The organism is Pseudomonas sp. TREG-RG-20F-10-E-6-01, from assembly GCF_022662455.1.
GTDB lineage: Bacteria > Pseudomonadota > Gammaproteobacteria > Pseudomonadales > Pseudomonadaceae > Aquipseudomonas.
The window spans coordinates 79,395-100,778 of sequence record NZ_JAKNQP010000003.1; the positions used below are offsets into that span (position 1 = coordinate 79,395).

19 protein-coding genes are annotated in these 21,384 nt (G+C 61.8%); 6 read left to right on the forward strand and 13 right to left on the reverse strand.

Going from position 1 to position 21,384, the window contains the following annotated elements; genetic code table 11:
- Positions 1 to 17: 17 nt before the first annotated feature.
- Positions 18 to 911, reverse strand: coding sequence for a bestrophin family protein (locus L8K08_RS10820; protein ID WP_242196575.1), 894 nt, complete (start codon positions 909 to 911; stop codon positions 18 to 20).
- Positions 912 to 1,137: 226 nt separating this feature from the next.
- On the opposite strand from L8K08_RS10820, the gene L8K08_RS10825 reads away from it, so the two are divergent.
- From L8K08_RS10825 to L8K08_RS10845, 5 genes are read left to right on the forward strand one after another with little or no spacing between them, the layout of a single operon-like run.
- Positions 1,138 to 2,787 carry an AMP-binding protein gene (locus tag L8K08_RS10825; RefSeq protein WP_242196577.1) on the forward strand — a complete coding sequence of 550 codons (1,650 nt, stop codon included), beginning with the start codon at positions 1,138 to 1,140 and terminating at the stop codon, positions 2,785 to 2,787.
- A gap of 21 nt (positions 2,788 to 2,808) precedes the next feature.
- Positions 2,809 to 3,576: an SDR family NAD(P)-dependent oxidoreductase gene (locus L8K08_RS10830; RefSeq protein WP_242196579.1), complete on the forward strand. Its 768-nt coding sequence runs from the start codon at positions 2,809 to 2,811 to the stop codon at positions 3,574 to 3,576.
- Between the two features lie 12 nt (positions 3,577 to 3,588).
- On the forward strand, positions 3,589 to 4,773 hold the full coding sequence (locus tag L8K08_RS10835) for an acetyl-CoA C-acyltransferase (protein ID WP_242196581.1): 1,185 nt from the start codon (positions 3,589 to 3,591) through the stop codon (positions 4,771 to 4,773).
- A 9-nt stretch (positions 4,774 to 4,782) separates the two neighbouring features.
- On the forward strand, positions 4,783 to 5,910 hold the full coding sequence (locus L8K08_RS10840; RefSeq protein WP_145160813.1) for an acyl-CoA dehydrogenase: 1,128 nt from the start codon (positions 4,783 to 4,785) through the stop codon (positions 5,908 to 5,910).
- Between the two features lie 11 nt (positions 5,911 to 5,921).
- Complete coding sequence (locus tag L8K08_RS10845; RefSeq protein ID WP_145160811.1) at positions 5,922 to 6,695, forward strand: enoyl-CoA hydratase; 774 nt, start codon at positions 5,922 to 5,924, stop codon at positions 6,693 to 6,695.
- 258 nt (positions 6,696 to 6,953) lie between these two features.
- Here the strand turns inward: L8K08_RS10845 and L8K08_RS10850 are convergent, their stop codons facing one another.
- The 12 genes from L8K08_RS10850 to arnC all read right to left on the reverse strand — a co-directional run bounded on the left by L8K08_RS10850 (position 6,954) and on the right by arnC (position 20,058).
- On the reverse strand, positions 6,954 to 8,105 hold the full coding sequence (locus L8K08_RS10850) for an acyl-CoA dehydrogenase family protein (RefSeq protein ID WP_242196583.1): 1,152 nt from the start codon (positions 8,103 to 8,105) through the stop codon (positions 6,954 to 6,956).
- 3 nt (positions 8,106 to 8,108) lie between these two features.
- Positions 8,109 to 9,212, reverse strand: coding sequence for an enoyl-CoA hydratase/isomerase family protein (locus L8K08_RS10855; RefSeq protein WP_242196585.1), 1,104 nt, complete (start codon positions 9,210 to 9,212; stop codon positions 8,109 to 8,111).
- A 131-nt stretch (positions 9,213 to 9,343) separates the two neighbouring features.
- The gene (locus tag L8K08_RS10860) at positions 9,344 to 10,054 is read right to left on the reverse strand and encodes an HPP family protein (protein WP_242196588.1); all 711 of its coding nucleotides are present in this window, start codon (positions 10,052 to 10,054) and stop codon (positions 9,344 to 9,346) included.
- A gap of 176 nt (positions 10,055 to 10,230) precedes the next feature.
- On the reverse strand, positions 10,231 to 10,440 hold the full coding sequence (locus tag L8K08_RS10865; protein WP_277933606.1) for a type VI secretion system contractile sheath small subunit: 210 nt from the start codon (positions 10,438 to 10,440) through the stop codon (positions 10,231 to 10,233).
- Between the two features lie 297 nt (positions 10,441 to 10,737).
- Complete coding sequence (locus L8K08_RS10870; protein ID WP_242196591.1) at positions 10,738 to 12,360, reverse strand: glycosyltransferase; 1,623 nt, start codon at positions 12,358 to 12,360, stop codon at positions 10,738 to 10,740.
- A 3-nt stretch (positions 12,361 to 12,363) separates the two neighbouring features.
- Positions 12,364 to 13,743: a UDP-glucose/GDP-mannose dehydrogenase family protein gene (locus tag L8K08_RS10875; RefSeq protein ID WP_242196594.1), complete on the reverse strand. Its 1,380-nt coding sequence runs from the start codon at positions 13,741 to 13,743 to the stop codon at positions 12,364 to 12,366.
- A complete protein-coding gene (gene arnF, locus L8K08_RS10880; protein ID WP_145160797.1) occupies positions 13,740 to 14,153 on the reverse strand; it encodes a 4-amino-4-deoxy-L-arabinose-phosphoundecaprenol flippase subunit ArnF in 414 nt (137 codons plus the stop codon). Before arnF ends, L8K08_RS10875 begins: the two co-directional genes overlap by 4 nt.
- On the reverse strand, positions 14,150 to 14,497 hold the full coding sequence (gene arnE, locus L8K08_RS10885; protein ID WP_242196597.1) for a 4-amino-4-deoxy-L-arabinose-phosphoundecaprenol flippase subunit ArnE: 348 nt from the start codon (positions 14,495 to 14,497) through the stop codon (positions 14,150 to 14,152). The genes arnF and arnE overlap by 4 nt, the downstream gene beginning before the upstream one ends.
- Positions 14,494 to 16,149, reverse strand: a complete 1,656-nt coding sequence (gene arnT, locus L8K08_RS10890; protein ID WP_242196600.1) for a lipid IV(A) 4-amino-4-deoxy-L-arabinosyltransferase — start codon at positions 16,147 to 16,149, stop codon at positions 14,494 to 14,496. The genes arnE and arnT overlap by 4 nt, the downstream gene beginning before the upstream one ends.
- Positions 16,146 to 17,030, reverse strand: a complete 885-nt coding sequence (arnD, locus tag L8K08_RS10895; protein ID WP_145160792.1) for a 4-deoxy-4-formamido-L-arabinose-phosphoundecaprenol deformylase — start codon at positions 17,028 to 17,030, stop codon at positions 16,146 to 16,148. The genes arnT and arnD overlap by 4 nt, the downstream gene beginning before the upstream one ends.
- Complete coding sequence (gene arnA / locus L8K08_RS10900) at positions 17,030 to 19,021, reverse strand: bifunctional UDP-4-amino-4-deoxy-L-arabinose formyltransferase/UDP-glucuronic acid oxidase ArnA (RefSeq protein WP_242196602.1); 1,992 nt, start codon at positions 19,019 to 19,021, stop codon at positions 17,030 to 17,032. The genes arnD and arnA overlap by 1 nt, the downstream gene beginning before the upstream one ends.
- Entirely contained in the window at positions 19,018 to 20,058 is a 1,041-nt protein-coding gene (gene arnC / locus L8K08_RS10905) for an undecaprenyl-phosphate 4-deoxy-4-formamido-L-arabinose transferase (protein ID WP_145160790.1), read from the reverse strand. The genes arnA and arnC overlap by 4 nt, the downstream gene beginning before the upstream one ends.
- A 471-nt stretch (positions 20,059 to 20,529) precedes the next feature.
- Here arnC and L8K08_RS10910 point away from each other — a divergent pair, with 471 nt between their 5' ends.
- Positions 20,530 to 21,348 (forward strand): hypothetical protein, encoded by an 819-nt coding sequence (locus L8K08_RS10910; protein ID WP_242196605.1) that lies wholly within the window; start codon positions 20,530 to 20,532, stop codon positions 21,346 to 21,348.
- Positions 21,349 to 21,384 lie beyond the last annotated feature (36 nt).

The following is a 21,384-nucleotide window of genomic DNA, read 5'->3' on the forward strand; positions in this document are numbered from 1 at the left end:
CGAGTGTCAAACCCGCATCAGCTCAGCACGTAATCAATGGGTTCCAGGGCTGGCGGCAAGTCGCTTTCGCCCAGAGCGGCAAGGATCTCGCGCTCCAATGTGCGCACGATGGCATTGCACGGCAGGTCGTTTTCATCAAAGCCGAACGGGTCTTCCAGGTCGTCGCCGATTTCGTCCAGGCCAAAGAAGGTGTAGCTGACGATGGCGGTGAACACCGGCGTCAGCCAGCCCAACGGCTCGGCCATGGCAAACGGCAACAGAATGCAGAACAGGTAGATGGTGCGGTGCAGCAGCAGCGTGTAAGGGAAGGGCAGCGGCGTGTGCTTGATCCGCTCGCACGAAGCCTGCACCTGGCTGAGGCTGACCAGTCGGGTTTCCAGCTGGGTGTAGCGCCATTCGCTGATGACGCCTTGCTCGGCCAGCCCGCAAAAGCGCGCGCCCAGTTGTTGCAGCACAGCGTCAGGCAGGTTCGGGTGCGCGCGATCAACGCCGATCCACGGCGTTATGGCGCAGGCCTCGTCTTCATGGCGAAGGCGGGCAATCAGGCCATGGGCAAAACCGCACAAGCCGCGCAGTAACCCACTGCGCTCAACCGGGTCAGTCAGCACCTGGGTTTCGCGGATCAGCGAGCGCACATCGATGATCATTTGCCCCAGCTGCTTGCGGCCTTCCCACCAGCGGTCATAGCAGGCGTTGTTGCGAAAGCTCATGAAGATCGACAACGACAAGCCCAGCAAGGTGAACGGCGTGGCGTTGACCTTGGAAAAGTACGCCGGGTGCAGGGTTTCAATCAGCACGATCACCGAGGCCAGCAAGGTCACCAGCAGGCTGCGCAGCGCGATGCGCTTGGCAATCGAGCCCTTGAGGGAAAACAGGATACCCAGGAGGTTGGGTTTGGGACGAACGATCATTGCAGGCAAGCTTCTTCGGTGGCGCAGGCCCCAAGGTTAGAAGCAACCCCGGCGAGCGTCCAATCACTTGAACTGACCGGCTGATCAGCGCGATCAATGATTGGCCAAACCAGTCAGCCAAGTTGAAGGCTTTGACCATTGCTGCTGTAACGCTGCAGAGCGACTATTTCCACGGTTTACGTGCTCAAAAACGTCCTGAAAATAAAAACCACAAGGATTTGAAGCGATGCGTGAGTATTTGGCTGCCACTACCGAGTTTGATTACCAGCACACCGTCGACGCCGCACTGGCCGGCAACCTGCAGGCGCTCAATGCCTGCGTGGAATGCTGCGACCGGCACGCACTGCCGGGCCGCATCGCGCTGTTCTGGGAAGGCAAGGACGGGCGCAGCGCCACGTCCACCTTCACCGACTTGCAGGACCAGGCCACCCGCTTCGCCAATTTCCTCCTGGCCCAGGGCGTCAAACCCGGCGACAAGGTGGCCGGCCTGCTGCCGCGCACCGCAGAATTGCTGGTGGTGGTGTTCGCCACCTGGCGCATCGGCGCGGTCTATCAGCCGCTGTTTACCGCTTTCGGGCCCAAGGCCATTGAACATCGCTTGAGCAGTTCCGGCGCCGCGCTGGTGGTCACCGACGCGGTGAACCGGCCCAAGCTTGTCGAAGTGGAAGGTTGCCCGACTATCGTCACCGTCGCCGGGCCCAAAGGCGAAGGCATCGTGCGCGGCGACTACAGCTTCTGGGCTGAATTGCCGAATTACTCCAACGCCTGCGAGCCGGTGATGCTGGACGGTGACGCGCCGTTTCTGCTGATGTTCACCTCGGGCACCACCGGCCCGTCGAAAGCCCTGGCGGTGCCGCTCAAGGCCATCGTTGCCTTTCAGCGCTACACCCGCGACGCAGTAGACCTTCGCCCCGAAGACGCGTTCTGGAACGTTGCCGACCCGGGTTGGGCTTACGGCATCTATTTTGGCGTGACCGGGCCGTTGTCCATGGGCCACCCGATCACCTTTTACGATGGGCCGTTCACCCTGGAGAGCACCTGCCGGGTGATCAACAAGTACGGCATCACCAACCTGACGGGCTCGCCGACCGCGTACCGCCTGCTGATTGCCGGCGGCGAGCAGTTCGCCCGCGCGATCAAGGGCAAGCTGCGCATTGTCAGCAGCGCCGGCGAACCCCTGAACCCGGAAGTGATCCGCTGGTTCGCCGATAACCTGGGCGTGACCATCCACGACCACTATGGCCAGACCGAACTGGGCATGGTGCTGTGCAACCACCACGGCCTGGCGCATCCGGTGCATGTCGGCTCAGCCGGGTTTGCCTCGCCGGGGCACCGCATCGTGGTGCTCGATGACAACCATCAGGAACTGCCCGCCGGCCAGCCGGGCATTCTCGCCATTGACCGCGAACAGTCGCCGATGTGCTGGTTTGCCGGTTACGACGGCGTGAAGACCAAGGCCTTTGTCGGCAAGTACTACCTCAGCGGCGACACCGTGGAGCTGAACCCGGACGGCAGCATCAGTTTTGTCGGGCGCAGTGATGACGTGATCACCACCTCTGGCTACCGCGTCGGGCCCTTCGACGTGGAAAGCGCGTTGGTCGAGCACCCGGCCGTGGTCGAAGCCGCGGTGGTCGGCAAGCCGTGCCCGGAACGCACCGAGCTGGTGAAAGCCTTTGTGGTGATCAACGAGCAATACCGCGCCACGCCTGAGCTGGCCGAAGAGCTGCGCCTGCACGTGCGCAAGCGCCTCGCCGCGCATGCCTACCCGCGAGAAATCGAATTTGTCAGCGACTTGCCGAAAACCCCGAGCGGCAAGCTGCAACGTTTTATTTTGCGTAATCAGGAAATCGCCAAGGCTCAAGCAGCCTTGGCGTGATCCCTTTCAAAGGAAATCAAGATGCAGATTGAAAACAAGGTATTCCTGGTCAGCGGCGGCGCTTCGGGCCTCGGCGCGGCCACCGCTGACATGCTGGTAGCCGCCGGCGCCAAGGTGATGCTGGTGGACCTCAACGCCGAAGCCGTCGCGGCCAAGGCCCGGCAGTTGGGCGATAACGCCCGCAGCGCGGTGGCGGACATCAGCCAGGAAGCCGCTGCCGAAGCGGCCGTGCAAGCCGCCGTCGCCGCGTTCGGCGGTTTGCATGGGTTGGTGAACTGCGCCGGTGTGGTGCGTGGCGAAAAAATTCTCGGCAAGAACGGCCCGCACGCGCTGGCAAGCTTTGCCCAAGTGATCAACGTCAACCTGATCGGCAGCTTCAACCTGCTGCGCCTGGCCGCCGCCGCCATCGCTGAAACCGAGGCGAATGCCGACGGCGAGCGTGGCGTGATCATCAATACCGCGTCGGTGGCCGCCTTTGACGGGCAGATCGGCCAGGCGGCGTATGCCGCGTCCAAAGGCGCCATCGCCAGCCTGACGCTGCCTGCCGCTCGCGAACTGGCGCGTTTCGGCATCCGGGTCATGACCATCGCCCCGGGCATTTTCGAAACGCCGATGATGGCCGGCATGACCCCAGAGGTGCGCGATTCCCTGGCCGCCGGTGTGCCATTCCCGCCACGCCTGGGCAAACCGGCCGAGTACGCCGCGCTGGTGCGACACATCATTGAAAACAGCATGCTCAATGGCGAGGTCATCCGTCTCGACGGCGCCTTGCGCATGGCCGCCAAGTAAGGAGAATTTTTCATGCACGATCCGATTGTTATCGTCAGCGCCGTCCGCACGCCCATGGGCGGTTTCCAGGGCGACCTCAAGGGCCTGACTGCGCCGCAACTGGGGGCCGCCGCGATTCGCGCCGCCGTCGAACGCGCCGGCATCGCCCCGGACGCGGTGGATGAAGTGCTGTTTGGCTGCGTATTGCCCGCAGGCCTCGGCCAGGCGCCTGCGCGTCAGGCAGCATTGGGCGCCGGGCTGGACAAGGCCACGCGCTGCACCACGCTGAACAAAATGTGCGGTTCGGGCATGGAGGCGACCATTCTCGCCCACGACTCACTGCTGGCCGGCAGCGTCGAGGTAGTGGTGGCCGGTGGCATGGAAAGCATGTCCAACGCGCCGTACCTGCTGGACCGCGCGCGCAGCGGCTACCGCATGGGCCACGGCAAGGTGCTCGACCACATGTTCCTCGACGGCCTCGAAGACGCCTACGACAAGGGCCGCCTGATGGGCACCTTTGCCGAAGACTGTGCCGAGCACAACGGCTTTACCCGTGAAGCCCAGGACGCCTTCGCCATCGCCTCGCTGACCCGTGCCCAAGAGGCAATCACCCACGGCAGCTTCGCCGCCGAAATCGTCCCGGTGCAGGTCACCGTCGGTAAAGAGCAAAAAACCATCCTGCATGACGAACAGCCCCCCAAAGCCAAGCTGGACAAGATCTCCAGTCTGAAACCGGCTTTCCGCGAAGGCGGTACGGTGACGGCGGCCAACTCCAGTTCGATCTCCGACGGCGCGGCGGCGCTGCTGCTGATGCGTCAGTCTGAAGCGCAAAAGCGTGGGCTCAAGCCGCTGGCAATCATCCATGGGCACGCGGCGTTCGCCGACGAGCCGGGACTGTTCCCGGTGGCGCCGGTGGGGGCGATTCGCAAGCTGATGAGCAAGACCGGCTGGCACCTTGGCGACGTGGATTTGTTCGAGATCAACGAAGCCTTTGCGGTGGTTAGCCTGGTGACCATGAGCAAGCTGGAAATCCCCCACAGCAAGGTCAACATCCACGGCGGCGCCTGCGCGCTGGGGCATCCGATCGGCGCTTCGGGCGCGCGCATCCTGGTGACCTTGCTCTCGGCGCTGCGCCAGAAAGGCCTCAAGCGCGGCGTTGCGGCCATTTGTATCGGCGGCGGTGAAGCCACGGCCATGGCCGTCGAATGCGTGTATTAAGGATTTTTTATGCTGCCCAATGACGAACAACTGCAAATCAGCGACGCGGCCCGGCAATTTGCCCAGGAGCGCTTGAAACCTTTCGCTGCCGAGTGGGACCGCGAGCACCGCTTTCCCAAGCAAGCCATCGGCGAAATGGCCGAGCTGGGCTTTTTCGGCATGCTGGTGCCGGAACAGTGGGGCGGCTGCGACACCGGCTACCTGGCCTATGCGATGGCGCTGGAAGAAATCGCCGCCGGTGACGGCGCCTGCTCGACCATCATGAGCGTGCACAACTCGGTGGGCTGCGTGCCGATTCTGAAATTCGGCAACGATCAGCAGAAAGAACAGTTCCTCAAGCCGCTGGCCAGCGGTGCCATGCTCGGCGCCTTTGCGCTGACCGAACCGCAGGCCGGTTCCGATGCCAGCAGCCTGAAAACCCGCGCGCGCCTGGACGGCGATCACTACGTGCTCAATGGCTGCAAACAGTTCATCACCTCCGGGCAGAACGCCGGGATCGTGATTGTGTTTGCGGTCACCGACCCGGCCGCCGGCAAGCGCGGGATCAGCGCGTTTATCGTGCCCACCGATTCCCCCGGTTACACCGTGGCGCGGGTCGAAGACAAACTCGGCCAGCATGCGTCCGACACCTGCCAGATTCTGTTTGAAGACGTGAAGGTGCCGGTTGCCAACCGATTGGGCGAGGAGGGCGAAGGCTACAAGATCGCCCTGGCCAACCTTGAAGGCGGCCGCGTCGGCATCGCTTCGCAATCGGTGGGCATGGCGCGCGCGGCATTTGAAGCCGCGCGTGACTATGCACGCGAGCGCGAAAGCTTCGGCAAAACCTTGATCGAACACCAGGCCGTGGCGTTTCGCCTGGCGGACATGGCCACGCAAATTGCCGTCGCCCGGCAGATGGTGCATTACGCCGCCGCCCTGCGTGACAGCGGCAAGCCTGCCTTGGTCGAGGCCTCGATGGCCAAGCTGTTCGCCTCGGAAATGGCCGAAAAAGTCTGCTCGGCCGCCTTGCAAACCTTGGGCGGTTACGGTTACCTGAGCGACTTTCCCTTGGAGCGGATCTACCGCGATGTGCGGGTCTGCCAGATTTACGAAGGCACCAGCGATATCCAGCGCATGGTCATCTCACGCAATCTTTAAGGAGCCATTACATGAGTTACGAAACCATTTTGCTCGAGGTCCAGGACCGCGTCGGGCTGATTACCCTTAATCGCCCGCAAGCCCTGAACGCCTTGAATGCGCAACTGGTCAGCGAGTTGAACCAGGCGCTGGACAGCCTGGAAGCCAACCCGCAAATCGGCTGCATTGTGCTGACCGGCTCGAAAAAAGCCTTCGCCGCCGGGGCCGACATCAAGGAAATGGCCGAGCTGACCTACCCTCAGATTTACCTGGATGACCTGTTCAGCGACAGCGACCGCGTGGCCAACCGCCGCAAGCCGATCATTGCCGCCGTCAACGGCTTTGCCTTGGGCGGCGGCTGTGAGCTGGCGTTGATGTGCGACTTCATCCTCGCGGGCGACGGCGCCAAGTTCGGCCAGCCGGAAATCAACCTCGGCGTGCTGCCGGGCATGGGCGGCACCCAGCGCCTGACCCGCGCGGTGGGCAAGGCCAAGGCCATGGAAATGTGCCTGACCGGGCGCTTTATCGATGCGGTGGAAGCCGAGCGTTGCGGGATTGTGGCGCGTATCGTGCCGGCGGATGAGCTGCTCGAAGAGGCGCTGAAGGTGGCGACGCTGATCGCCGGCAAATCCGTGCCGATCAGCATGATGGTCAAGGAAAGCGTGAACCGCGCGTTTGAAGTGAGCCTTTCCGAAGGCGTGCGCTTTGAGCGCCGGGTGTTCCATGCGGCGTTTGCAACGCAGGATCAGAAGGAAGGGATGGCAGCGTTTGTGGCCAAGCGCGCGCCGGAGTTCAAAGATAAGTAACCGGCTTCAGGACTACTGAAACGCAACTTGTGGGAGCGGGCTTGCTCGCGAATGCGCTGGATCAGTCGATCCATTCGCTGACTGATACGCCGTATTCGCGGGCAAGCCCGCTCCCACTTTGGTTTGCGGCGTGTTGATTAGCCTGGTGAGCGCTTGATGTGGGAGCTGGCTTGCCTGCGATAGCCTCACCTCGGTCCCGCAGGTGAACCGAGGTGCCTGCATCGCCGGCAGGCCAGCGCCTACACAGCCGGTATTGGCTTAGAGCTGGTAGTTTTTCAGCTCGCGCGCGATCACCATCCGCTGAATCTCGCTGGTGCCCTCGTAAATCTGCGTGATCCGCGCGTCCCGGTAGTAACGCTCCACCGGATAATCCTCCAGATACCCATACCCACCGTGAATCTGCATCGCGGAGGAGCAGACCTTTTCGGCCATTTCCGAGGCGAACAGCTTGGCCTGGGACGCCTCCGACAGGCACGGCTTGCCGGCACTGCGCAGGCGCGCGGCGTGCATGATCAGCAACCGTGCGGCATTCAGGCGGGTTTGCATGTCGGCCAGCAGGTTGGCGACACTCTGGTGCTCGATAATTGCCTGGTTGAACTGCACGCGATCGCGCGCATACCCCAGCGCCGCCTCAAAGGCCGCGCGGGCGATGCCCAGGGCCTGGGCGGCAATGCCGATGCGCCCGCCCTCCAGGTTGGACAGGGCAATGGCCAAGCCTTTGCCACGCTCACCGAGCAAATTGGCTTCGGGCACCGTGCACTGGTTGAGGGTGACGGCGCAGGTATCCGACGCGCGAATGCCCATCTTGTGTTCTGTGCGGTCAACCACGAACCCTGGCGTACTGGTGGGCACCAGGAACGCGGAAATGCCGCGTTTGCCCAAATCCGGATCCGTCACCGCAAACACAATGGCCAGCTTGGCGCGTTTGCCGTTGCTGACAAACTGCTTGGCGCCATTGATCACCCACTGGCCATCGCGCAGTTCGGCGCGTGTGCGCAGGTTATGGGCTTCGGACCCCGCCTGGGGTTCGGTCAGGCAAAAGCAGCCGATGGCCTGGCCACTGGCAAGGTCGGGCAGCCAGGCTTCTTTCTGCGCTTGTGTGCCGTAGTTGAGGATTGGCCCGCAACCGACTGAATTATGGATACTCATCAGCGCACCGGTGGCGCCGTCGCCGGCCGAGATTTCTTCAACCGCCAGGGCGTAGGCGACGTAATCGACATAGGTGCCGCCCCATTCTTCGGGCACCACCATCCCCAGCAGGCCCAGTTCGCCCATCTTGGCGACCAGGGCATCATCGATCCAACCGGCTTTCTCCCACGCTTGGGCATGGGGCGCGATTTCACCGCGGGCAAAGTCGCGCGCCATGTCGCGAATCATCACTTGTTCTTCAGTGTATTCAATATCTTGCATGGCTTATCTCCCAAACTGCTTGAAGTCGTGGAAGAAGCTCTCCACATGGCTGGCGTCCAGGTCGTGGATCGTGGCTGGCCGCCAGCGCGGCGTTTTGTCCTTGTCGATGATCAACGCGCGCACCCCTTCGATCAGGTCGCCGCGCTCGAACCACTGGCGATCCAGGTGCAATTCCAGCGCGAAGCACTGCTCCAGCGGCAGGCGGCGGCCACGGCGCAACATTTCCAGGGTAACGGCCATCGCCAGCGGTGAGCGGGTCTGCATCAGGGCGACGGTGTTCAGCGCCCACTCATGGGTGTCGGCGACGGTGACTTGCTGCAACTGCTCGACGATGCTTGGCACGTCCGGCAGGGCGAAGAAATGGTCGATAGCCGGGCGCAATGCTGCCAGCGGCGCGTCGGGCAATTGCTGGACGGCCAGTTTGGCGAGCACGCCTTGCAAGTCCTTGAGCGGCGAGTCCTGCCATTGCAGGTGGTCGAGTTTCTGGTCCAGGTCAGTGAGCCGGGTGCTCTCCAGATACCAGTCCGCCAACCCGCAATACAACGCGTCGGCCGCGCGGATCTGTACGCCGGTGACGCCCAGGTAAATCCCCACCTCGCCGGGTATGCGCGGCAGGAAGTAGCTACCGCCCACATCCGGAAAATATCCAATGGCCGTTTCCGGCATCGCCAGGCGGCTGCGCTCGGTGACCACGCGCAGATCAGCGCCTTGCACCAGGCCCATGCCGCCGCCGAGCACAAACCCGTCCATCAGCGCCAGGACGGGTTTGCGGTAATGGTGGAGGGCCAGGTCGAGGGCGTACTCCTCGACGAAGAAGTCGGCGTGCAGGCTGTCGCCGTTCTTGAAGCTGTCGTACAGCGAACGGATGTCGCCACCGGCGCAAAAGGCTTTTTCGCCAGCCCCGCGCAGCACCACGGCGTAGACCTGCGGGTCATCCGCCCAGGCCTGTAACTGCGCCGTCAGGCTGCGAACCATGTCCAGAGTGATGGCATTCAAGCCAGCGGGGCGATTGAGGGTAAGGTGGCCAATGTGGTTGCGAACGTCGGCCAGCACTTCGTCCTGAAGAATTTCGGCGCGGCTTGCTTCGGATGAAACCTGAGCAGTCATCTGTAACTCCCTGCTTTTATTGTTCTTTATCAAGATGTTCGCGGAGGAACCATCTCGCGATCGTACCAGTGCAAATTTGCCCAGTACAACCCGGAATCATGCAGGTCGTTTTTGCATTTATGCACGCAGGCTCAGGCGGCGCGACGGGCCAGTACTTCGCCGATGCTGCGGCGTCGTGCATGGCCTTCTGCGGCATGGATCAACTGTTCGAGTTCGCTCGGTTGCACATCGTAAAACTGCTCCATCTCGGCCAGCGCCAGCTTCAAGTCGGCCGCCGTGATTGCCGGGTCTGTTGCGGCCGCCGCACTGCCAATGACCGCCGCAGGCGACTCGACCGCGCCTCTGGGATAGCGCGTGCGCGTGGCGTTGTTATACGCCAATGCACACGTCAGCAGCGCACCCGCGCCGAGCATGACCGGCGCCAGTTCCTGCCATCCAAGGGCCATGGAGGCCGGGTCTGCCAGTACCAGCGTCATCGCCAGGCCACCGGCCGGCGGGTGCAGGCAACGCAGCCAGCAAATCAGGATAACGGTCATGCCCGCCGCCAGGCACGCGCTGCCCAGCGTACGCCCCAATACACGGGCGACCAGCAGTGCCACCACGCCCGCGCACAAATAGCTGCCGATGATCGACCAGGGTTGAGCCAGCGCACCGGAAGACACCGCAAACAGCAACACAGCCGAGGCACCCAGCGGGCCGAGCAGGTGCAGCGCGACCTGCATGCCAAACACTTGGGCGCACAGCCAGACACTGAACAGCGTGCCCAAGGCCATGCCGATCGCGGCACGGCTCCATTCAGCAGGGCGGGTATTGATTGCAGCAGGTAACCAACGGGTAAGCATTCAAAGGGTCCTGAACGTGCGGGCGAAAAAAAAGGCTTGCCTGGTTGCCCGGAAAAGCCCTTTCCAACGTTTGGGGGAGGAACCTGCACAGTGTGCCGACCTTTGCTGATGGGCTCCACTGCATATTAATGAGGGTTGAGTGCAAGCTTATTGAACTCAAATCGCTTTGCGTGAGCTTAAATGACTTCGCCGAAAGGAATCAGGCGCGTCATCTGCGCAAAGGGTGGGCTGATATGGCCCAGTACGCGCCTGTCGATCTCTTCATTGAACAGCTGTTTTTGCAGGTTTTGCTGCAGTGTCAGGTCGCTGGCCAGTGGCCCCTTCAACGCCACCAGGGCGTCGCGCAGTGCCATCAACCGATCCAGCCTCGGCACGGGAATTGACATCGGATCTTCCGCCACGGCATTGCCCTCGTATGCGTACGCCGCCGTGTGTATGGGCAGCCTACTGCGTCCTTGTTATCCAGGGTGCGCCAGCCTCGAGCTGGCGAGATAAGCCACACGTTGGGGCTGTAATGGGTTACCGCACCTGGCAAACGAGTCTACATTTGGGTTCCAGGCGCCGGAAGACAAAGTGCACCAGCCATTACGCATAGCTGTGTAGGTGCTTTCTCGGTTGCAGCAACGAAAACGCCCACTCTTGTTGAAGTGGGCGTCGTCTTGTACACGGGGCCAATACTGCGATCAGGGCGCCGGGGTTTTCTCCAGATGCAGCAACACATAAGGGTCTTTGTCGAACTCCCCGGTGAGCGTCGGCGTAACCGATTTCAAGCGCGGATCCTGCAGGTTTTCGAAATCCTGCGCGCTCATCACCAGCCAGGCAGGCCCTTGCAGCGGCGCCAGGTCCGCTGAGGAATGGGTAAACAACGGCACCTTGTCACAGTTGAAGTTGACCATGAACTTGATGGCTTTCGCATCCTTGCCCAACCCGTGCAGTACCACAGGCGCCGGCTGCTGCGTGATCTGGTCTTTGACCGCAAGGGTGAAGGTGCGCGTGTCGTAAAGCGCACGCTCCAAGGGTTCAACCACCACGATGTAAGTCGTCCAGAGCGCCAGCACCGCAGCGAAGGCCGGCCCCGTCGCGCGTAACCGCACGTTGAAGACCGCCAGCAGCGCCACTACCTGAAGCACGCCCAGTACGCTAAAGACCAACCCCAGGCTGCCCAGTTGCTCTGCGTAACGTCGGCGCGCTACCACCAGCCCGACGGCCAGCAGTGCCGGCATCAGCGTCCAGATGCCCAGCATCAAGGCGCGCAGCCCTGCAAACAGCCGCCCCTGGGTGACCTGGAACGGGTAGGCCGCCAGGATCGCCGCCATCGGCAACATCGGCAGGATGTAGCGCGCCTTTTTTGCCTGAGGCACCGACAAGCCCAGCATCACCAGCAACCCGGCCGCTGCGCAATACAACACCAGCTGCAAGGCCGGGTCTGGCGTGCGGCGCCCGCCGATGGCCACCGCCACCAGCACCAACAGTGCCAGTGGATAGGCCAGGGCGTAATTGCCCAGGGAGCTGGTGAAGTAATACAGCGCGCCGCTGGAACCTTCGGTGCCATCCATGCGCCCCAGGAACTGCATGCGGATCACGTCCTGCATGAAGTCCTCGCCACCGCTGAGCTTGGCCAGCAGCAGCAACAGGCCCACACAGGCCGCCAGCAGCGCCAGGGCAATCAGGCCGAAGGTGAACAGTTGGCGCCACTGCCGGTTGAGCAAGTAATAGCTGCACAGCACGCCCGTTGGAATTACCAGGCCGATCGGCCCACGGATGGCGAAGCCGATGATCAGCAACAGGAACAACCAGTGCAGGCGTTTCGGGCTGGCGAAATGATCATGCGCATAACCCAGGTAAAACACCGCCAAGGCTACCGCCGCGAGCATCTGGTCGAGGGACACCGCCCGGGTTTCACTGATGAACGTGCTGCTGAGCAGCAACATCGCAATACTCAGCAGGCCCCAACGCACGGAGTAGGGCGCCGTCAGCCGATACACCAGCACCACGATCAGCGCCGAAGCGATGGCCGTGGGCAACCAGGCGGTCAAGCTGGTGACCTGGCCCAGGGGCAACGAGAACAGCCACGTCAACACGGTCGAGGTGGCCAGGTAATCGGCGTAGGGCTGCCCGTAGGTCGTGGGGAAAAAACTCGGCCCATGACGCAGCATTTCCTGGGCAAACACCACGAAGCGCGAGTCAAACCCGATAATCGCCTGGTGCCAGTTGCCGGCAATAAACAGCACCAGCGCCAGGAGCCCAAGCCCCAGCGACTGGTGACGGATCGTTGCAGTGAGCAGGGGCGGATAAGCTTTGTTCACGTATCAGGCTTCCTTGACCTGCTCTACCCAGTTTTGCTGAGGGATCGGCAGTTCACACGAGTCGCCACGGCCCATCGGGAAGTACTTGAAGCCTTTGCGTGCCAGGCGTTCGCCGTCATACAGGTTGCGACCGTCGAAGATCACCGGGTTTTTCAGGCGAGCGTGGATCAGGTCGAAATCCGGCGCCTTGAACTGCTGCCATTCGGTGCAGACGATCAGCGCATCGGCGCCGCTCAAGGCCGATTCCGGTGTGCCCAGCAGCGTCAGGCGTGACTCGTCGCCGTAGATGCGCTGGGTTTCCTGCATGGCTTCCGGGTCAAATGCACGGACATTGGCGCCGGCGGCCCACAAGACTTCCATCAGCACGCGGCTCGGTGCATCGCGCATGTCATCGGTGTTGGGCTTGAATGCCAGGCCCCACAGGGCAAAGGTCTTGCCCTGCAGGTTGCCCTTGAAGTAAGCGTTGATGCGCTCGAACAGCTTGCTCTTCTGGCGCTGGTTGATGGCTTCCACGGCTTCCAGCAAGTCACTGGAGCAGTTGGCTTGCTTGGCGCTGTGGATCAAGGCGCGCATGTCCTTGGGGAAGCAGGAGCCGCCGTAGCCGCAACCGGGGTAGATGAAGTGGTAACCGATCCGCGAGTCGGCACCGATGCCCAGGCGCACGGCTTCGATGTCCGCGCCCAGGTGTTCGGCCAGCTCGGCGATCTGGTTGATAAAGCTGATCTTGGTCGCCAGCATGCAGTTGGCGGCGTATTTGGTCAGTTCGGCGCTGCGCAGGTCCATGAAGATGATGCGGTCATGGTTGCGGTTGAACGGCGCGTAGAGGTCGCGCATCACTTCACGCACTTCCTCGCGCTCACAGCCGATGATGATGCGGTCCGGACGGCGGCAGTCGGCAACAGCCGAGCCTTCCTTGAGAAATTCCGGGTTGGAGACGATATCGAACTCCAGGTGCCGGCCGGCGGTGCGCAGGTTCTTTTCGATGTGCGCACGCAGGGTGTCGCCGGTGCCGACGGGAACGGTGGATTTTTCCACCAGGATCACCGGCTCCACGCGGTGGCGGGACACGGCATCACCCACCGACAGCACGTATTTGAGGTCGGCCGAGCCGTCCTCGTCCGACGGCGTGCCCACAGCAATAAACAGCACTTCACCGTGTTCGACCGCGAGCTTTTCATCGAAGGTAAAGTGCAGGCGCCCGCTTTCCAGGTTTTCCTTGACCATGGCCGCAAGCCCCGGCTCGAAGATGGTCACATGGCCTTTCTGGAGCGACTCGACCTTGCTCTTGTCCACGTCCATGCAGATCACATCGTGACCGACTTCGGCCAATACGGTGGCCTGCACCAGACCGACGTAACCGCTACCAAATACACTGATTTTCATGGGGCATTCCTGGGGCTTGCAACGCTAGCACGACGAGAGTTAATAACCAGAACACCGAGGATGACCAACGCCACCCCCAGGGTTTTTGAAAGCGAAAAAGCTTCGTTGAACACCGGCAGGCTGGCAGCCAGCAGGTAGACCAACGCGTAGCTGATGCTGAGCAGCGAATAGGCGCGGCCCAGCGGCAAGTGCTTGAGTGCGCCGAGCCAGCAGAGCATCGACAGCGCATAGGCGATGATCGCCAGGATCACCACGCCCAAGGCGCCAAGGTCGATGGCATTGCTGTTGAACGCGTTCAGCCAGTCGGCTGGCAGCGGCAGGCGCGTCATGCTCCAGCGCATGCCCAATTGGGCGGCGCTGACCAGGCCGACACTGCCAAGGGCCAGGGCAAAGCCTTGAGCCCGGCTCATACGTGACGCCCCAGCAACACCACACCGCCGATCACCAGCGCCACGCCCAGCCAGTGCCGGCCGTCGATGTGTTCATGAAAAACAAAGCGCGCCATCAGCGTGACCAGTACAAAATTCAGGCTGAGCATCGGGTAGGCGATGCCCACTTCCAGGCGCTGCAGCACCAGCAGCCAGACCAACAGGCCCAGGCCCAGGCACACCAGCGCCGACCACAGCCACGGCGAGCGCAATTTGTGCGCCCAACCGTCCGGCTGGTCGCGCCAGCTTTCCACGGCAAACTTTTGCGAGACCTGGCCCATGCACGTCAGCAGGCATGCGCCCAGCAATAGAAGCAGGGTGATCATTGCGCGGCCTGTGGGAAAATCAGGATCACAATGTTGCCTTGCTCATAGCGTTTACCGTCCTTGGGCAGCAGGTTGACTTCGGCGACTTCATCGTCACCCTTGACCCGCATCACCACACCGACAGAACCTTTCTTGCGCGCCTCGCTCATCCATTGCTGGACTTCGTTGGTGTCGATCCTGCGGTGCGCAGTGTCCGGGTAGGCGATGCCGTATTTCACTTCGCCGACCGTGTTGTAGAGGCTGACGTCCGGACGCCCCATGCGCCACGACAGCGCCGATGCTGCGCCAAGGTCATTGCTGAGCAGGGAGGCAGTGGGTTGCAGTTCGTCCAGGTGATCGATGATGAACTGGTCCGGGGTCTTGTTGTAAACCACCGAATGCGGCAACGCGGCGGGCACCAATGCCACCAGCAACCAGCTGCCGATTACCGGCGCGGCCCACAGCTTCAGCGGTCGCGCCGCCTGGAGCAGGTTGACCACGATCCAGCCGAACAGGAAGGTGAACAGCAGCACCAGGCTGAAGGTTTCTTCGCCGTGTTCATACACGGGCTTTTTCAGTTGGAACCAGCTGAGCGCCAGCAACGCCAGCACACCCAGCGCCAGGTTCAACCCGCCGTTGATGCGCAAGGCGCGGCCGTGGCCCAGGGCAAGCTTGTCGCTCAGGGTCGAGCCCATCAACAAGGCCAACGGCAGCAGGCACGGCATGATGTAAGACGGCAGCTTGCCTTTGGCCAGGCTGAAAAATGCCAGGGGCATCAGCAGCCACAGCAACAGGTAGGCGGTCTGCGGCAGGCGCTTTTGCAGCCACGCCTGTTTGATTGTGGACGGTAACAGGGCAATCCACGGCAGCGAGAACGCGACCATCAGCGGCAGGTAGAACCAGAACGGCTCGGCGTGCTGGGCGTCGTCACCGGCAAAGCGCTGGATATGTTCGTGCCAGAAGAAGAAGTTCCAGTAATCCGGCTCTTGCAGGTGCACGGCCAGTGCCCAGGGCAGGCTGACGATAATGGCGACGACCACGGCAACCACGCCGTACCCGAGCAGCTCACGAAAACGCTTCTGCCAGATCGCATAGGGCAGGGCGATCAACACCGGCAGCAACCAGGCCAGAAACCCCTTGGTCATGAACCCCATGCCGCAGGCAAAACCCAGCAACGCCCAGGACCACAGGCGGCCCTGGCGGGTGTGGCTGTCAAAGCAGAACCACAGCGCAACGCCGGTCAGGTTGACCCAGAAGGTGAATTGCGGGTCCAGGTTGGCGTAGCCACCCAGCAAGGCCACGCTGACAAAGCTCATGTACAGCACGGTGCTGACCAGGCTTTTTTGCGGGTCATTCCACAAGCGGCGCGACACCAGGTAAACCAGCACAATGCTCAGCCCGGTGCTCAAGGCCGAGGCAAAGCGCACGCCGAACAGGTTCTGACCGAAGATCGCCTGGCCCAGCGCGATCATCCAGTAGCCGGCAGCGGGTTTCTCGAAGTAGCGGATGCCCATGAAATGCGGCGAGGCCCATTTGCCGGTCAGCAGCATTTCCTGGCTGATCTGCGCATAACGGGTCTCATCGGGAATCCACAGGCCGTGGCTGGCCAGCGGTAACAGGTAAAACACACCAAACGCCAACAGGAGCAGGGGCAATGCCCAGCGCCGGATCATGCCTGCTGCACTCCGAGCCAACCCTCGCGGCCGCTCAACGCGCCGCGCACCAGGTGTTGCTGGGGCAGGGTGGTCACATCCGCAGGCAGCAGCTCGCCCAGGGGTTGGAAGTCGATGCCGCGCTGCCCGGCCTGGGCAAGCAACTGGCGAAAATCATCAGCCATCAGAATCCCTTCTACTTCTGCGTGGATCGTGTAGACGTTCAGCTTCGACGCGCTAAACCGGTCAAGAATGAAGCTGTTGAAGTCTTTGGCAGCCACTACCGGCCCGACGACTTCGTCGAAGGTCGGCAGGTCTACCGGAATTTGTGGGGTGCCCGCACTGCCATCGGCCAAAGTCGGACGAAACAGGCTGGTGCCCCGGCAATCGCTGTTGTAGCGAAAATTGAACGCTTGTTTGGCTTGCACCACGCGCTCATCGGCACGCCAACCGGCGGCAGCTGAACAGTCGATGCGTTCACCCAGGATGTCGCTCAGGGTGTCAACGCCACGACGGATCTGCTCGATGAGTTGTGCCTCGCTCCAGCGCCCGGTGTTGGCCTGCCAGCCGTGGTGATCCCACGCGTGCAGGCCGACTTCATGGCCGGCAGCCTTGGCCTGGCGCATCAAGTGCCCCAGGTCACGGCCAATCGGTTTGCCCGGCCAGGCGGTGCCGGCCAGCAAAATATCCCAGCCATACAGCCCGGCGGCATTGGAACGCAGCATCTTCCACAGAAATTGCGGGCGGATCAGGCGCCACAAGTGGCGCCCCATGTTGTCCGGCCCAACGCTGAAGAAGAACGTCGCTTTAACCCCGGCTTCATCCAGGGATTCGAGCAACCGCGGCACACCTTCACGGGTGCCACGGTAGGTGTCGACGTCAATGCGCAAGCCTGCCTTCATTACTTCTTGTCCGCGATTTCGAGCATGGCTTCTTTGAGGAAGAAGTCCAGGGTGTTGCCGATGGTTTCGCTCATCTCAACGGTAGGCTCCCAGTTCAGCAGACGCTTGGCGTTTTCGATGCTTGGCTTGCGGTGTGCCACGTCCTGGTAACCGGTGCCGTAGAACGCCTTGCTCTCTACGTCGCGGAAACCGGCAAACGGCGGGAAGTTGCTGCGCAGCGGGTGAGCTTCGAACTGACGCAGCAGTTCTTCGCCCAACTGACGGATGCTGGCTTCGTTTTCCGGGTTACCGATGTTGATGATCTGGCCGTTGCAGTTGTCATTGTCGTTATCAATGATGCGCGCCAGGGCTTCGATGCCGTCGGCGATGTCAGTGAAGCAGCGCTTCTGCTCGCCACCGTCGAACAGACGGATCGGCGTGCCTTCCACCAGGTTGAGGATCAACTGGGTGATGGCGCGGGAGCTGCCGATACGCGCAGAGTCCAGACGGTCAAGGCGCGGGCCCATCCAGTTGAACGGACGGAATAGGGTGAACTTCAGGCCTTTGTCGCCGTAAGCCCAGATCACGCGGTCCAGCAGTTGCTTGGAGACCGAGTAGATCCAGCGTTGCTTGTTGACCGGACCGACGACCAGGTTGGAGGTGTCTTCGTCGAAGTACTGGTCCTGGCACATGCCATAGACTTCGGAGGTCGACGGGAAGATCACGCGCTTGTTGTACTTGACGCAGTAGCGAACCAGTTTCAGGTTCTCTTCGAAGTCCAGTTCGAACACGCGCAGCGGGTTGCGGGTGTATTCGATCGGCGTGGCGATGGCCACCAGCGGCAGGACCACGTCGCACTTCTTGATGTGGTACTCGATCCACTCGGAGTGAATGCTGATGTCGCCTTCCACGTAATGGAAGTTCGGGTGGCTGCGCAGGCGCTCGATGGCGTCGGAGCCGATGTCCAGGCCGTAGATTTCGTAACGGTCGTCACGCAGCAGGCGCTCGGACAGGTGGTTACCGATAAAGCCGTTCACACCCAGGATCAGTACACGGGTACGGCGTGGCTTGCGGCCGGACTCGGCGCCGCGCAGCACGGAACCGTCCACCAGGCCCAATTCATCGGCCAGGGAAGGGCCGGCCAGGTACAGGCCGTTTTCGTTGCGCTGGCCGAACTTGACCACCAGCGAGTCTTCGCCGCAGGCAATACGCAGCGGGTTGACGCTGATCACGCGGCCTGGTGCCAGGCCTTCGTTGCCCTTGACCACTTCAGCGTGCCAAACGATCAGTTTGTGCTCGCCCACAGCGCAGAAGGCGCCCGGGTACGGTTGGGTGACGGCGCGAACCAGGTTGAACAGCTCTTCAGCCGGTTTTTTCCACTCCAGCTTGCCATCGGCGGCGGTGCGACGGCCGAAGTAGGTGGCCTTGGTCTCGTCCTGTGCGGTTTCAGCCAGTTTGCCCTGGGCCAGTTGCGGCAGCGCGTCGCGCAGCAGGCTGGTGGCGGCGTCACGCAGCTTGGCGTGCAGGGTCAGGCCGGTGTCGGTACGGTCGATGACGACTTTCTGCTGGGCCAGGATCGGGCCGGCATCGGCGCGCTTGACCATACGGTGCAGGGTCACGCCGGTTTCGGTTTCGCCGTTGACCAGCACCCAGTTGGCCGGCGCACGGCCACGGTATTGCGGCAGCAGGGAGCCGTGCAGGTTGAACGCGCCTTTTTTGGCGGTGGCCAGCAAGGCTTCGCTGAGCAGGTTGCGGTAGTAGAACGAGAAGATGAAATCCGGGTTCAGCTTGGCGATGCGCTCGATCCACAGCGGGTGGTTGGCGTCTTCCGGTGCGTGCACCGGGATGCCGTTGCGGGCGCAGAGTTGGGCGACGGAACCGTAGAAATTGTTTTCCTTGGGGTCGTCGGCATGGGTGAACACGGCAGCAATGTCGTAGCCGGCGGTCAGCAGGGCTTCAATGCCTGCACAGCCAATATCGTGGTAAGCGAAGACAACAGCTTTTGAATTCATGACGAAACCTGATCGGAAGGAGAAGTAGAAGTGGAGGTATGGGAGGACACCAGGCCGTCAACAACGACCACGGGTGCCGGTGCTGCCGGTTGGTTGCGCAGCACTTTTTCAATGAAGAAACGGGGACGGGCGCGCACATCACTGTACATGCGACCCAGGTATTCACCCAGCAGGCCCATGCCGATGAACTGGCCACCGGTGAACACGAACAGCACCGCGAACAGCACGAACATGCCATCGCCGGCCCACTGAGCACCAAAGGCCAGGCGCAGGACGACCAGTGCAAAGGCGAACAGCACGCCCAGGGCGGCCAGGCTGAAACCGACAATCGACAGCAGGCGCAGCGGCGTGGTGGTCATGCACGTCAGCAGGTCGAACATCAGGCTGATCAGGCGCATGGCGCTGTATTTGGATTCGCCGTGCTCACGCTCAGCGTGATGCACCAGGATTTCCGTGGTGTGGCGGGCAAAACCGTTGGCCAGGATCGGGATAAAGGTGCTGCGCTCGCGGCAGGCAAGCATGGCGTCGACGATGGTGCGCCGGTAAGCGCGCAGCATGCAGCCGTAGTCGGTCATGGCCACGCCGGTGGAACGTTGCACGGCCAGGTTGATCAGGCGCGAGGGCCAGCGACGGAAGGCCGAGTCCTGGCGGTTGTTGCGTACGGTGGCGACCACGTCGTAGCCCAGAGCGGCTTGCTCGACGAGACGCGGGATTTCTTCCGGCGGGTTTTGCAGGTCGGCGTCGAGGGTAATCACCACCTCGCCACGGCACTGCTCGAAGCCGGCCATGATCGCCGCATGCTGGCCGTAGTTACGGTTGAGGATCACCGCCACTACATGGCTGCCTTCTTGCGCGGCAGCGTCTTCCAGCAATTGGGCCGAGTTGTCGCGACTACCATCATCCACCAGGATGATTTCGTATTCGTAGGCCAGTTGCTTGCAGGCTGCGCTTGTGCGACGCAGCAATTCAGGCAGGCTCTCTTGTTCGTTGTAGACCGGGATGACGATCGACACGCAATGAATAGGGTAGGGTTTCAAAGATTCATGACCTCGGGGCTAGAGCAGGTTGGCGCGTGAAAACAGCAGTCATCAGCGGCTGAAGGTTCAGAAAACTGATTAAACATAGCGTGGGTTTGCGGTGTTCATTCGACCTTCCTGAGACTGGCAATAATTTCTTCCATGGGCAAGCGTAGTAAAGACGAAATGTCTCAAAGGTAAAGCGTAATCAACAAGTTAGTTCGATAACACGCGCCTCGTTCTCAAGTCCTGGGGCCAAGATTAAGCGGAAAAATGTTGAACGAATATGAAAGGCGGATGAAAAACTCGTTTATTTGACAGGTAGACAGCTAGGGTTCAGCTAACTAACTGAGGCGTCAGGGGATACCTTGAACAGGTAAAACCGCGGCGTTTTTTGCAGCTTGCAGTGTGCGGCCTGTTTTATTCAACAAACTGCTCTGCATTGCCCCTCAAGTGCCGGTAAAGTAAGCCATCTCTTGCCAGGGTACTCGGATGAATAGCGTGCAGCTTTTACGCGGCCAATTGCGGCCCGCGTTGATGGGATTGTTGATGGCTGTGGCCTGCGTCACAACCGTACGCGCCGACGATGGCGTGGCGCTCACCTCGGTCGATCAGGTGCCCGAAGGCGTCGAAGTGCGCGGCAAACAGGTCGCGGCCTACACCTGGGACGACAGCCAGGGCAAGAACCTGCTGGTGCTCGCCGAGCAGGTCAGCGAACGCGATGACGATGGCACCCAGTCGGCGTTCGTCTACGCGGCGCAATACCTGCTCGCTGGCGACCATCCCAAGCGCGTGTGGATGCTCTACGACGATGTGCAGCATTGCCAGTTCGACGCCGCGCTGCGCTTTGACATGGCCGCCACCAAAGTCACCGACCTCACCGGCGACGGCATCACCCAGGCCACTGTGGGCTATTCGCGTACCTGCACCAGCGATGTCAGCCCGAACGAATTCAAGCTGATCATGCACGTCGGTAAATCCCAGAAGTACCGCCTGCGCGGCGTCGATCGCGTTGGCGCGAGCTGGTGGGACGAGGAAGCCGGCGCCTTGCGGGGCATGCCGCTGCCCAAGGATTGCAGCGTGGCGGCGCAACAGGCGCTGGTCAGTCAGTACAAGGAGCAGGGCACCGAGTTACCTCTGCCGGGCTGCTATGGCGATGAAAAGGACTTTGCCAAGGCGCCGGACAGCTACCTGGCGTTCATGCGCCAGCATTGGTTCGCGCTCATGCAGAAGCAAGACACCGAGTGGAGTCAATCCCAGACCCAGCCTCAGCCCGACGACCCTACCGGGGATGACGAAACGGCCCCGTGATTTTGTGCCAGCGCCGGTCCTGCGCTAGACTCGGCC

What these genes read in the sequence shown, in the direction of transcription:
- L8K08_RS10820 (WP_242196575.1), bottom strand. Translation starts at nt 911, where the DNA reads ATGATCGTTCGTCCCAAACCCAACCTCCTGGGTATCCTGTTTTCCCTC.
- L8K08_RS10825 (WP_242196577.1), top strand. Translation starts at nt 1,138, where the DNA reads ATGCGTGAGTATTTGGCTGCCACTACCGAGTTTGATTACCAGCACACC.
- L8K08_RS10830 (WP_242196579.1), top strand. Translation starts at nt 2,809, where the DNA reads ATGCAGATTGAAAACAAGGTATTCCTGGTCAGCGGCGGCGCTTCGGGC.
- L8K08_RS10835 (WP_242196581.1), top strand. Translation starts at nt 3,589, where the DNA reads ATGCACGATCCGATTGTTATCGTCAGCGCCGTCCGCACGCCCATGGGC.
- L8K08_RS10840 (WP_145160813.1), top strand. Translation starts at nt 4,783, where the DNA reads ATGCTGCCCAATGACGAACAACTGCAAATCAGCGACGCGGCCCGGCAA.
- L8K08_RS10845 (WP_145160811.1), top strand. Translation starts at nt 5,922, where the DNA reads ATGAGTTACGAAACCATTTTGCTCGAGGTCCAGGACCGCGTCGGGCTG.
- L8K08_RS10850 (WP_242196583.1), bottom strand. Translation starts at nt 8,105, where the DNA reads ATGCAAGATATTGAATACACTGAAGAACAAGTGATGATTCGCGACATG.
- L8K08_RS10855 (WP_242196585.1), bottom strand. Translation starts at nt 9,212, where the DNA reads ATGACTGCTCAGGTTTCATCCGAAGCAAGCCGCGCCGAAATTCTTCAG.
- L8K08_RS10860 (WP_242196588.1), bottom strand. Translation starts at nt 10,054, where the DNA reads ATGCTTACCCGTTGGTTACCTGCTGCAATCAATACCCGCCCTGCTGAA.
- L8K08_RS10865 (WP_277933606.1), bottom strand. Translation starts at nt 10,440, where the DNA reads ATGTCAATTCCCGTGCCGAGGCTGGATCGGTTGATGGCACTGCGCGAC.
- L8K08_RS10875 (WP_242196594.1), bottom strand. Translation starts at nt 13,743, where the DNA reads ATGAAAATCAGTGTATTTGGTAGCGGTTACGTCGGTCTGGTGCAGGCC.
- arnF (WP_145160797.1), bottom strand. Translation starts at nt 14,153, where the DNA reads ATGAGCCGGGCTCAAGGCTTTGCCCTGGCCCTTGGCAGTGTCGGCCTG.
- arnE (WP_242196597.1), bottom strand. Translation starts at nt 14,497, where the DNA reads ATGATCACCCTGCTTCTATTGCTGGGCGCATGCCTGCTGACGTGCATG.
- arnT (WP_242196600.1), bottom strand. Translation starts at nt 16,149, where the DNA reads ATGATCCGGCGCTGGGCATTGCCCCTGCTCCTGTTGGCGTTTGGTGTG.
- arnD (WP_145160792.1), bottom strand. Translation starts at nt 17,030, where the DNA reads ATGAAGGCAGGCTTGCGCATTGACGTCGACACCTACCGTGGCACCCGT.
- arnA (WP_242196602.1), bottom strand. Translation starts at nt 19,021, where the DNA reads ATGAATTCAAAAGCTGTTGTCTTCGCTTACCACGATATTGGCTGTGCA.
- L8K08_RS10910 (WP_242196605.1), top strand. Translation starts at nt 20,530, where the DNA reads ATGAATAGCGTGCAGCTTTTACGCGGCCAATTGCGGCCCGCGTTGATG.